This is a genomic window from Rhabdaerophilum sp., assembly GCF_046092605.1.
GTDB lineage: Bacteria > Pseudomonadota > Alphaproteobacteria > Rhizobiales > Beijerinckiaceae > Rhabdaerophilum.
Window position 1 is genome coordinate 1 of sequence record NZ_JBJTDY010000121.1, and the last position, 11,193, is coordinate 11,193.

11 protein-coding genes and 1 pseudogene are annotated in these 11,193 nt (G+C 63.5%); 8 read left to right on the forward strand and 4 right to left on the reverse strand.

Going from position 1 to position 11,193, the window contains the following annotated elements:
• Positions 1-545 precede the first annotated feature (545 nt).
• The gene (gene tal, locus ACKODO_RS09395; protein ID WP_408983178.1) at positions 546-1,511 is read right to left on the reverse strand and encodes a transaldolase; all 966 of its coding nucleotides are present in this window, start codon (positions 1,509-1,511) and stop codon (positions 546-548) included.
• 71 nt (positions 1,512-1,582) lie between these two features.
• Entirely contained in the window at positions 1,583-3,013 is a 1,431-nt protein-coding gene (locus tag ACKODO_RS09400) for a short-chain fatty acyl-CoA regulator family protein (RefSeq protein ID WP_408983179.1), read from the reverse strand.
• Between the two features lie 225 nt (positions 3,014-3,238).
• Between ACKODO_RS09400 and aceA the strand changes: the two genes are divergently transcribed.
• Both aceA and ACKODO_RS09410 read left to right on the forward strand, forming a co-directional pair.
• Positions 3,239-4,525: an isocitrate lyase gene (aceA, locus tag ACKODO_RS09405; protein ID WP_408983180.1), complete on the forward strand. Its 1,287-nt coding sequence runs from the start codon at positions 3,239-3,241 to the stop codon at positions 4,523-4,525.
• 76 nt (positions 4,526-4,601) lie between these two features.
• Positions 4,602-4,820, forward strand: coding sequence for a hypothetical protein (locus ACKODO_RS09410; RefSeq protein ID WP_408983181.1), 219 nt, complete (start codon positions 4,602-4,604; stop codon positions 4,818-4,820).
• A 395-nt stretch (positions 4,821-5,215) separates the two neighbouring features.
• On the opposite strand, the gene ACKODO_RS09415 is transcribed toward ACKODO_RS09410, so the two are convergent.
• Positions 5,216-5,485 carry an usg protein gene (locus ACKODO_RS09415; RefSeq protein ID WP_408983182.1) on the reverse strand — a complete coding sequence of 90 codons (270 nt, stop codon included), beginning with the start codon at positions 5,483-5,485 and terminating at the stop codon, positions 5,216-5,218.
• A 201-nt stretch (positions 5,486-5,686) separates the two neighbouring features.
• Between ACKODO_RS09415 and ACKODO_RS09420 the strand changes: the two genes are divergently transcribed.
• From ACKODO_RS09420 to mmsB, 5 genes are all read left to right on the forward strand, one after another.
• Positions 5,687-6,007, forward strand: coding sequence for a hypothetical protein (locus ACKODO_RS09420; protein ID WP_408983183.1), 321 nt, complete (start codon positions 5,687-5,689; stop codon positions 6,005-6,007).
• A 56-nt stretch (positions 6,008-6,063) separates the two neighbouring features.
• Positions 6,064-6,978, forward strand: coding sequence for a cation diffusion facilitator family transporter (locus ACKODO_RS09425; RefSeq protein WP_408983184.1), 915 nt, complete (start codon positions 6,064-6,066; stop codon positions 6,976-6,978).
• 78 nt (positions 6,979-7,056) lie between these two features.
• Positions 7,057-8,220, forward strand: coding sequence for an acyl-CoA dehydrogenase family protein (locus tag ACKODO_RS09430; protein WP_408983185.1), 1,164 nt, complete (start codon positions 7,057-7,059; stop codon positions 8,218-8,220).
• Positions 8,221-8,225: 5 nt separating this feature from the next.
• On the forward strand, positions 8,226-8,816 hold the full coding sequence (locus ACKODO_RS09435; protein WP_408983186.1) for a hypothetical protein: 591 nt from the start codon (positions 8,226-8,228) through the stop codon (positions 8,814-8,816).
• Positions 8,813-9,697: a 3-hydroxyisobutyrate dehydrogenase gene (gene mmsB, locus ACKODO_RS09440; RefSeq protein WP_408983187.1), complete on the forward strand. Its 885-nt coding sequence runs from the start codon at positions 8,813-8,815 to the stop codon at positions 9,695-9,697. The genes ACKODO_RS09435 and mmsB overlap by 4 nt, the downstream gene beginning before the upstream one ends.
• Before the next feature lie 78 nt (positions 9,698-9,775).
• Here the strand turns inward: mmsB and ACKODO_RS09445 are convergent, their stop codons facing one another.
• Positions 9,776-10,360, reverse strand: coding sequence for a nitroreductase family protein (locus ACKODO_RS09445; RefSeq protein WP_408983188.1), 585 nt, complete (start codon positions 10,358-10,360; stop codon positions 9,776-9,778).
• A 177-nt stretch (positions 10,361-10,537) separates the two neighbouring features.
• Between ACKODO_RS09445 and ACKODO_RS09450 the strand changes: the two are divergent.
• Positions 10,538-11,193: pseudogene (locus ACKODO_RS09450) on the forward strand (hypothetical protein); the annotation flags it as partial.

Genomic DNA, 11,193 nt, shown 5'->3' on the forward strand with positions numbered 1-11,193 from the left:
GACGAGGAACTCACCCCAAACCCGGGCGGTCAGCTCCGCATCCCGATCGAGAATTGCCTGGCGCGCTTTCTGGGTGATGCCATGCGCTCCCCAGACAAGCAGGACGGCGGCGGCAAGGGTGAAGCCAAGCGCAACCGGCCAGGGCAGCCGACGAGGCTGGAACATGTCAGGACTCCAACACACCAAGACACAATCCTTGGTTGCATGCATTTCTCTAAGCGAGAATTAAAGAGTGTGCGGGAATGGCAAAATTTCATGCCGTGCCAAACGAATTCGCGCGCGATCGGCAGGGGGGCGGACCCGCGCCGGGACGCTCATGGGCTTCAGCCAGACCGGGGAATGCCCCGGTCTGGCTGACTGGCAGGCGTGAGGAAACGAAAGCACCGAGCATGATGCCGGCCAGACAGGTCGACCGCGTCCCTGGCGTGAGGATGGAGATAAAGGACTTCCGGAACAGGCGGAGGCGCAGCGCAACAACGCTCCTATCCCAAGATCATCCCTTGCATGCACCTATGAAACTGCAAAAACGCCCGGGCCTCGCCCGATCACGCGTCGAGCCTGTTCCCGATCATCGTCTTGAGCTTGCGCAGATCCGCCGCGAAACCGCGAATGCCCTCGGCGAGTTTCTCGGTCGCCATCGCATCCTCGTTCAACGCCCAGCGGAAGGAGGCTTCATCCACCGCGATGCGCGCGGGCTTTTCCGCCACTGCGGCCTTCACGGGGTCGAGCGCGCGAATGAGCGGACCCGCATCCTTCGCAAGCTGGTCGAGCAAAGCAGGCGCGATGGTCAGCCGATCGCAGCCCGCAAGGGCCTCAATCTCGCCGATGTTCCGGAAGGACGCACCCATCACCACCGTCTCGTGGCCATGCGCCTTGTAATAGGCGTGGATCGCGCGGACCGAGAGCACGCCGGGATCGGTTTCGCTGGTGTAATCCTGCCCCGTCGATTTCTTGTACCAGTCGAGAATGCGGCCCACGAAGGGGGAGATCAGAAACGCGCCCGCTTCCGCGCAGGCCACCGCCTGCGAAAGGTTGAAGAGCAGAGTGAGATTGCAATCCACCCCCTCCTTCTGGAGGATTTCTGCCGCGCGGATGCCCTCCCAGGTCGAGGCGAGCTTGATGAGGATGCGCTCTCGCCCGATGCCGCGGCTGGCATAATCCGCGATGATCGCGCGGGCCTTGGCGACCGATTTCGCCGTATCGAAGGAGAGATCGGCATCCACCTCGGTGGAGACGCGGCCGGGCACGCGCTTTGTGAGTTCCGCCCCGAAGGTGACGGCGAGGCGGTCACAGGCGGCGGAAATGCGCGCCTCGCGGCTTCCGCCCCGGCTGGCCGCCCAGTGCACGGCCTCATCCACGAAACCCTTGTAGGCCTCCATCTCGGCCGCTTTCAGGATCAGCGTGGGGTTCGTCGTGCAATCCACGGGCTTGAAGGCCTCGATCGCCCCCATGTCGCCGGTATCGGCGACCACCACGGTCATGGATTTGAGCTGCTCGAGTTTGGAAGCCATGGCGCGCATCCCCATCATTCGTCTTGTGAATTCTATGAAAAGCACAAGTAACTTTGTATTTCCTGCATCCGTCAGCCGTCTGTGGCAATGGAGTAGGTCGACAATCCGCGCCGGTTTTCGTCGATGATGAGGCGCTGCGCAAGGGCCGGCATGGCGCGGTCCGAGCAATCCACCCGGCTGCAGGTGCGGCAGGAGACGCCGATGGGTGTGACGATGGTCGGGTCCTCGAGGTTCAGGCCATCGGCATAAACAAGTTCCTTCGCGTGGCTCAGCGGGCACCCGAGGCCGATCGCGAGCATGCCGGCGCGGGCCGGAAGGCCGCCGCGCATCACCTGCCTCCCGCCCGGCGTCAACGTGCGCGCAACGCAGAAGAACGAGGAGCCATCCGGCATGCGCGAGACCTGCACGCGCAGCATGCCCGGCGTCGCGAAGGCATCATAGACGTTCCAGCGCGGGCAGGCCGCCCCGAAACGCGCGATATGGATGCCGGAGGAAGAAAACCGCTTCGAGATGTTCCCCGCGATATCCACGCGAATGAGGTGGAACGGCACGCCCTCCGCGCCGGGGCGACGCAACGTGGTCAGGCGGTGGCAGACCTGCTCGAAGGAGAGGTTGAAGCGGTGCTTCAGGATGGTTGTATCGTAGCGCGAGGTCCTGGCCGCGTCGAGGAAGCGCGGATAAGGCGCCATCACGGCTGCCGCGAAGTAATTCGCCAGCGCCGAGGCCGCGAGCGAATCCGCCTCGGGCGTCGAGAACTTGCCGCCGGAAACCAGCGCATCGATCTCGCGGCGGAAGCCGAGAAACGCGATCTGGTGCGCGAGCTGGAAGGTCCGGCTCGGGCTCGTGAGCAGTTCGGAGAGCTGGAGCCGGCGCGTCAGCGGATTATAGGCGCGCAGAAGTCCGCGCATGCTCTCGGTGGGGGCGATCTCGACATCCACCGCGAACCGCTCGGCCAGCACCTTCACCAGGTCCTGCTGGAGCGTGAAGAGGGCCAGGCCGTGATCGACCCAGAGGTTTTCGGCGGCCTCCTCCAGCGTCGGGAAATGGTTGAAATGACGCTGGATGAAATCCGACACCTCCTCGGAGGGGATGCTGGCGGAAGCGCCCTCGCCATCCCCCATGCCCAGCGCGCCATCGGCTGGCCCGCCGCGGCGATAGGCATGATAGAGCGTTACGAAAGCCTGCCCGAGGGCAGGCAGCGTGGCTGCGAGGTCGCGCACGTCGGTCGCCTTCACATCGGCGCTTTCGAACATGGGATCGGAGAGGGCTTCCATGAGGTCGGTCGCGAGCCGGCCATCCTCCTCGGCGCTCAGGCTGCCGAGATCGATCTGGAATTTCTCCGCCAGCCGGAGCAGCACGGAGGCCGTGACCGGTCGCTGGTTGCTCTCGATCAGGGTGAGATAGGACGGCGAAATCCCGAGTTCGCCCGCCATCTGCGATTGGCTGAGCCGTCTTTCCTGCCGCATGCGCCGCACGCGCCCGCCGATGCGCAGGGATCGCATCTTTGTCTCCTGAATATGTAAATCTGTTGCAATTTACAAAATTACAATTGTCATGCTGTCAAGGATTTTCTGCGTTTCCAGACGCATTTCAACATCTTGTTGCGCTGCGGGAGCGCCCGTGCGACAAGATGACCATGTGAAAGCTTGTAAATCGAAAGTCGTAGACGCATCGAAAGTCGTCATCGTTCGGATTCGGCTCTCACCTCCAGCAAAAGGATGTTTCCGATGACCGCCTCCTACACCCCGCAGAACAAGCGGGATTACACTGCCGCCGATGTGGAGAAGCTGCGTGGCTCGTTCCAGATGGAATACACGCTGGCCCGCATGGGCGCGGCCCGCCTGCGCCATCTGCTTGCCAACCGCCCCTTCGTCCGCACGCTCGGCGCGCTGACCGGCAACCAGGCGATGCAGCAGGTCAAGGCTGGCCTCCAGGCGATCTATCTCTCCGGCTGGCAGGTGGCGGCGGACGCCAACAATGCCGGACAGATGTATCCGGACCAGTCGCTCTATCCGGCCTCCTCGGTGCCGGATGTGGTGCGCCGCATCAACAACACCTTGCGCCGCGCGGACCAGATCGCCCATATGGAAGGCGACAAATCCACCCATTTCATGGCACCGATCATCGCGGATGCGGAAGCCGGCTTCGGTGGCCCCCTCAACGCCTTCGAACTCATGAAAGCAATGATCGAGGCTGGCGCCGCGGGCGTCCATTTCGAGGATCAGCTCGCCTCGGAAAAGAAGTGCGGCCATCTCGGCGGCAAGGTGCTGGTGCCGACCAAGACCTTCATCCGCACGCTGAACGCGGCGCGCCTCGCGGCGGATGTCTGCGGTGTGGACACCGTGCTGCTCGCCCGCACGGACGCACATGCCGCGAACCTCATCACCTCGGATGTGGATGATTACGATCATCCGTGGATCGATCGCGACAGCCGCACGGAAGAGGGTTTCTTCCGCCTGAAGCAGGGCAACAAGCACTCGGTCGAACATGCCATCGCGCGCGGCCTGGCTTACGGCGAGTATGCCGATCTCGTCTGGTGGGAAACCTCCGAGCCGGACCTCGGCGAAGCCCGCGAATTCGCGACCGAATTCAAGAAGAAGTACCCGAACAAGCTGCTCGCCTACAATTGCTCACCGTCCTTCAACTGGAAGAAGAAGATGAGTGACGCGGAAGCGGCGAAATATCAGGAAGAGATCGGTGCGCTGGGCTACAAATACCAGTTCGTCACACTCGCCGGCTTCCACAGCCTCAACCTGTCGATGTTCGAGCTGGCCAAGGGCTATTCGCAGCGCGGCATGGGTGCCTATTCCGAGATGCAGCAGCGCGAATTCGCCGCCCAGGACATCGGCTTCACCGCCGTCCGTCACCAGCGCGAAGTCGGCACCGGCTATTTCGATGCCGTTGCGATGGCGATCAGCCAGGGCAAGTCTTCCACCACCGCGATGGCCGGCTCGACCGAGAGCGAGCAGTTCCACGGTGGCGAGGGCCACGGCAAGGCGATTGCCGCCGAGTAACCGGCCGCATCAGGAGCGGGGCGGAACCCCTATGGTCCCGCTCTCCCCATACCCCCTTCTTTCGAGGAGCATGATCATGTCGAGGCAATATTGGGTGATTGGCGGGGAATATCAGTGCGTGGAATTCCAGGCAGTCGTTCCCGGAACCGAGCGCGTCTTTGGCCCCTACCGGTCTTATGAGGAAGCGGACAGGAAATGGCGCGAGCGTTCCTCGGCGAGCCGCTCATCGGCGACCACCCGCTACAGCATCGTCTCATCCGCTCCGAACCCGGCCCGGCAGCAAGCCTGGGCCTGAGGCGGAACGCCGGACGGGGGAGAATATCAAAACCGGCGGAAACGCCGGTTTTTTCGTTTCGCGGCGGATTTTTCCTGCTTCTTCGCAATGCGGCACCAGGAGGTGCGACCCGGCAATTCACTCCTCGGCACGATCGCGCCGGTCGATCTCCAAGAGCATTTTCCGATCTGACCGGATCATCTCGAATGCTCTATTTCTCTGTCCGGTCGCATTTTCTTTGCGCGAACCGGTATCCACTTCGCTTGAAAATGCTGTCTCTGTTTGATCGCATTTTCTTTGCGCGAACCGGTATCCACTTCGCTTGAAAATGCTGTCTCTGTCCGGTCGCATTTTCTTTGAGCGAACCGGTTGCCGGTTCCCGGACAAGATCTTGCGCCAAACAATACGGCACGCCCTCAGTGCAGTTTGAACTCCTGCCCGATCGAGCGGATCTCCGCCGGGGTGATCAGCCGGTTATGCGCGACGATCACGGAATGCAGGCCACCCTCGATCTCGCGCTTCCAGAAATCGAGGAACTTCCGCAAGGCCGGGAATTTCGGGAAGAGATCATATTCCTGCCAGATGAAATTCTGCAGCAGGTGCGGGTGATCCGGCATGTGGTAGAGAATATTGGCCGTCGTCAGCCCATAGCCCTGAAGCTGGCGACGGAAATCGGCATCGATCATGAATTCCTCCGTCTCGACTGGTCCGTTTCCGACAGGAGAGCGCCGCTCCCGTTACGGAAGTCTTGACATCACCAAAAGTTCAGACAAAAAAACATGCGACATATCATGCTTTTAGCAGCATCGCCTGCTGGCTGCCAGCAAAAGTCGTTGACGGCCGAACCCTATATCCGGATGATCCTGGTTCCCATGTGGACCTTCTGGATGTCTTCCCTCATCGTTGTGAACCGCATTCCGCGCCTCGCGCAGGAAGCGCATCGCCTGGTTCTCGGCCGCGTGCCCGATGGACGATTCGAGAGCGAGCGGATGGTCACCGAGAAGGTGCTGGCCGTGCAGGGCGGTATGGTCGCGGCGAATCTCGAGGGCATGCGGATCAGTGTCGAGATCGCGACGCGGATGGCCTTCGGCGATGTGCATTCCGCCTCGAATGCCGTGGCCTCCGCACCGATGCGCATCGCCAGGGCAGCGGCGGAGCCCACGCATCGCACGGTAGCGGACAATGCCCGCCGCCTCTCGGGCAGCTGAGAACATCCGCCCAAGGGCACCCTTGACCCGCGCCGCCGGGCAGAGGAAAGAGCCGCATGGCCTCGACCTCGGCAACGCTCCGTTTCGATGAAGCCCAGCGCATCGCGCTGGGGAGCATTGCCATTGGCCTGATCGTTCTCGCGCTCAAATTCGCGGCCTATTACCACACGGGTTCGGTCGCGCTCTATTCGGATGCCCTCGAAAGCACGATCAATGTCGTTGCGGCCTGCGTGGCGCTGTTCGCCTTGCGCCTCTCCGCCAAGCCGGCCGACGCCAAGCACCCCTATGGCCACCAGAAGGTGGAATATCTCGCGGCTGTCTTCGAAGGCGCGCTGATTCTCGTGGCGGCCATGGCCGTATTCCACGCCGCGTGGGGCGCCTGGAACAACCCGCGCGCGATGAATCATGATCCTCTGGGCTATGGCCTCAACGTGCTCGCCGGCGTGATCAACGGGGCCTGGTGCTGGCTTCTCATCAGCCGCGGGCGCAAGCTCCGCTCGCCGGCCCTGGTTGCCGATGGCCGGCATCTGCTCACGGACGTGCTTTCCTCGCTGGGCGTGCTGATAGCCCTGGTCATCAGCGTGGCGACCGGATTGCCCTGGCTCGATCCGCTGCTCGCGGGGCTCGTGGGCGTGAACATTCTGGTTTCCGGCTGGAAGCTGATGCAGGCTTCCTTCGGCGGGTTGATGGACGAGGCCGCAGCACCCGAGGAACTCGATGCGATCCGCGCCATCATCGGCCGCGAGGGTGAGGGTGCCCTGGAAGCGCATGATCTGCGCACGCGCCACTCCGGCCCGGCCACCTTCATCGAGTTTCATCTTGTCGTGCCCGGCGAAATGCGGGTGGATCGCTCCCATGACATCTGCGACCGCATCGAAGCCGGGTTGCGCGAAGCGTTTTCAGGAGCCATCATCACGATCCATGTCGAGCCGGAGAACAAGGCCAAGCATTCCGGAATCGTTGTGCTGTGATGCGCCTTGCCGGCGCGCGATGCCGATGCCAGCTACCGGATAACCGGATCGAACGCGGCTTCATGGGGAGGAAGTGTCATGCTCGCGCCAGTGGAAAATCGCGCCTTCGCGCTCTCGGATGACGATCGCGCGGTCATCGAGATGGCCCGCGCCTTCGCGGATGAGAAACTCGCTCCCCATGCCCTCGAATGGGACGAGAAGAAGCACTTTCCAATCGATGTGCTGCGCGAAACCGCCGCTCTGGGCATGGGCGCCTGCTATGTGAGCGAGGATTGGGGCGGCTCCGGCCTCACGCGGCTTCAGACCGCTCTCGTCTTCGAGGCGCTTTCCACCGGCTGCCCGGCGGTCGCCTCCTATCTCTCGATCCACAACATGGTCGCGGGGCTCATCGAACGTTTCGGTGACGAAACGCTGAAGGCGAAATACATGCCCGCCATGGTCTCGATGGAGATGCTCTCCTCCTATTGCCTCACCGAACCAGGCTCGGGTTCGGATGCGGCGGCGCTTAAGACGCGCGCCCGGCGCGAGGGCGATTTCTATATCGTGGACGGCGTCAAGCAGTTCATCTCCGGCGCCGGCTCCACCGATCTCTACGCCGTGATGGTGCGGACGGGCGAGGAGGGGCCAAAGGGCATTTCCTGTCTTCTGATCGAGAAGGACATGCCGGGCCTCTCCTTCGGTGCCAACGAGAAGAAGATGGGCTGGAATGCGCAGCCCACGCGGCAGGTCATCATGGAGAATTGCCGCGTGCCGGTCTCAAACCTGGTCGGCAAGGAGGGGCAGGGCTTCACCATCGCGATGAACGGGCTCGATGGCGGGCGGCTCAACATTTCGGCTTCGGCCTTGGGCGGCGCGCAGGCGGCCTTCGACAAGGCGAAGACCTACCTTTCCGAGCGGGTCGCCTTCGGCAGGAAACTGCAGGAATTCCAGGCCCTTCAGTTTCGCCTCGCCGATATGGCGATCGACCTCGAAGCCGCGCGAATCTTGCTCTATGCGGCCGCGAGCGCCTATGACCGCAAGGAGCCGGATGCCACGATGCGCTGCGCGATGGCCAAGCGTTTCGTGACTGAAACCGCCTCGAGCGTCGCGGATCGCGCGTTGCAGCTCCTCGGCGGCTACGGCTATCTGCAGGATTACGGCATCGAGAAGATCGTGCGCGATCTGCGCGTCCATCAGATCCTCGAGGGGACCAACGAGATCATGCGGATGATCGTGGCACGCAATCTGCTTGGCACGCGCTGACCGGCATGATCGACTTCAATTCCGCGCTGCTGATTCTCGCCGGCATTGCCGGATTGTGGTTCGCCACGCGCTTTCTCTATCGGCCGAAAGGGTCTTCAGGCGGGCTCGGTGGCATGTTCAGGCGCGAGATGGCGGAAACGGTGCCGGGCATCGGGCTCGAAGCCCTGCGCTCGCTCTCGGATGATCTCGTGAGCTTCGCGCGGAACGAGGTTGCCCTGCGGGGGATCATCCTCGCGGGGCCCTTTGTGGCACGGCAGGCCGATGCCACCTCGGATGTGACGGCCATTCTCATCTCGAATGACCTCACGGGGCAGGATGATGCGGCCTATTTGCGCCGCTGGCCCTACATCCGGCGGGGGCATGATCTGCGCGACCAGCGCGTCGAACGCGTGCCGGGCGGGCTCATCCATCACCTCACCTTGCGCGGTGCGCCGCCGGTGGTGCTGGCCTTCATCGAGGCCCATGCCCCGCTGCCGCCCGCGCTGGAACCAGCGCTCGAACAGGGTGCCACCCATATCGATATCGGAACCGGAGACGCGGAAGCCTTGCTCAACCGCTGGAACATCCGGGTGACCAGGCGGGGAGAGAAGAAATGACGACAATCGCGGTGATCGGGCTCGGCAATATGGGCGGCCCCATGGCGCAGAACCTCGTGAAGGCGGGTCACGCCGTGACAGGCTTCGACCTGTCGCCAGCAGCCATCGAGGAGGCGCGGGCGGGCAGTGTCGCCATCGCGGGGAGCGTCGCGGAGGCGGCGAAGGGCGCGGAGGCGATCGTCACCATGTTGCCGGCCGGCAAGCATGTCCGCGCGGTCTGGGCGGAAATCGTCGGCATCGCCGGCAAGGGGACCCTGCTCATCGATTCCTCGACAATCGACGTCGACTCCGCCCGCGCGGTGCATGCACAGGCGGAAACTGCCGGTCTCGTGCCGGTCGATGCCCCGGTCTCCGGCGGGGTGGGCGGTGCAAGGGCGGCCACGCTCACCTTCATGTGCGGCGGCGCAGATGCGGCCTTTGCCCGCGCGAGGCCCCTGCTCGAAGCCATGGGCAGGAAGATCGTGCATTGCGGCGGCGCGGGCGCGGGGCAGGCGGCGAAGATCTGCAACAACATGATCCTCGGCATTTCGATGATTGCGGTTGGCGAGGCCTTCGTGCTGGCCGAGAAGCTGGGCCTTTCGCATCAGGCCTTGTTCGATGTGGCCTCCACCTCCTCCGGCCAGTGCTGGAGCCTCACCACCTATTGCCCGGTGCCCGGCCCGGTGCCGACGAGCCCCGCGAATAATGGCTACAAGCCCGGTTTCGCGACCGCCCTGATGCTGAAGGACCTGAAGCTGAGCCAGGATGCGGCCGCCGCTGCCGGCGCGACCACGCCGATGGGCGCGCTGGCGACACAGCTTTACGGGCTTCATGCAGCCTGGGGTGAGGGTGGTGCGGATTTCTCCGGCATCATCGAATTGATCCGCGGGAAATCCGACTGACTTCGTTCTTCGCGCATTTTCTTCCCGCGAACCGGCTGATACCCGCCCTCGCCCGCATATGCTTGGCCTGGAATCGCGCTACCCGTTCCAAACCGAGAAGACGCGATCCAGCTCCGGCTTCGGCTTTGCAGGGGGCCATTCCGTCGATGTACCCATGGCGATGAGGCAGGTGAGGTGCTCGTTGGCACCCAGCAGGAAGCCTTCGCGCATCGCTTTCGTGCCGAGGAACTTGCCCGAGCGCACGGCGGCGGCGAAACCCGCAGCCTGCACGGCGAGCAGCACGTTTTCCAAGGCGCAGCCCACCGCGAGCCACTGGTCGGATGCCGTGATCTTCGGATGCTCGGCGTCGATCCGACCGATCAGCGCGAGGATTTCCGGGCCCTGATGTGCCTTTTCGCGAGCGCGCTCGATCTCGGACGCGGCAATGTCGGGCTGCAGCTCGCGGCTCGACGCTTCCAGCAGGTCGGCCAGCCGATCGCGGGCGGAATCCGCGATGCGCAGAAACCGGAACGGAACCAGCCGGCCATGATCCGGGGCCTGCGCTCCGGCCTTCACGATGGCCTGCAGCGTCATCTCGTCGGGGCCAGGGGCCGCCAGGGCGCGAGCATTGCCGGAACGGCGGGCCATCAGCCCGGAATAGAGAGGATGGACGGTGACGGACATGCGGATCTCCCGGTTGCTCGTTTCCAGCTAGGCCGTGCCGCACATTCCAGCAAGTCCCAGCCTCTTCTTTTCGGGGCCCCTGATTTGTTGCAGGTGTTGCCATAAGCATACAGCATCCTTCAACTGCTTCTGTGCATAGTTTTGCCGTAGGGCGTTAAACGCAGTGACTTGAGGACCATGACAACCAATGACCACCGCGCATCCGGCACGTTGACAGATCCGGCCGCCGATGCTGCGGCGATGCTGTTGCGACTGGGATTTGCGATCTTCGCGCTCGTCATCCCTTCGGCGACGCTGATGTCGCGCTGGGTGATCGTGGTGCTTGTGCCGATCGGCGCGGTGCTCATCATCCTGTCTTCCCTGCTCCGCGCCGATTCCGCGCGCCTTTCGGTTCGGGCGCTCTCACACCTCGCCAGCGGTCCGGGCCTGGCTTGCCTGCTGCTCGTGAGCTGGGCGCTGGTTTCCCTGCTCTGGACTCCGGTGCGGTGGGAGGCGGCGGAAAAGCTCTTCAAGCTGCTCGGCGTGGTCTTGCTCGGGTTCTTCGCGGTTATCGCGCTGCCGCAGCGCATGCGCGCCACCAACCTGCATCTGATTACCATCGGTGTTGCCCTCGGTGCGACGCTGATCCTCGTCGGCAGCGTTTCGGCGCTTCTTGGCCAGCCTGTCCTGAGCTTTCCGCCGGCGACGCCCGAGCGGATCGTGATCCTGCTCACGGTTCTGGGCTGGATCGGCGCGGCATGGCTGCTGATCAAGAACCGCAGGAGCATGGCCTTCGCGCTGATGGTGCTGGTGATCGCCGCCATCGCGCTGGGCCCCAACCGGGCGGCCTTCGG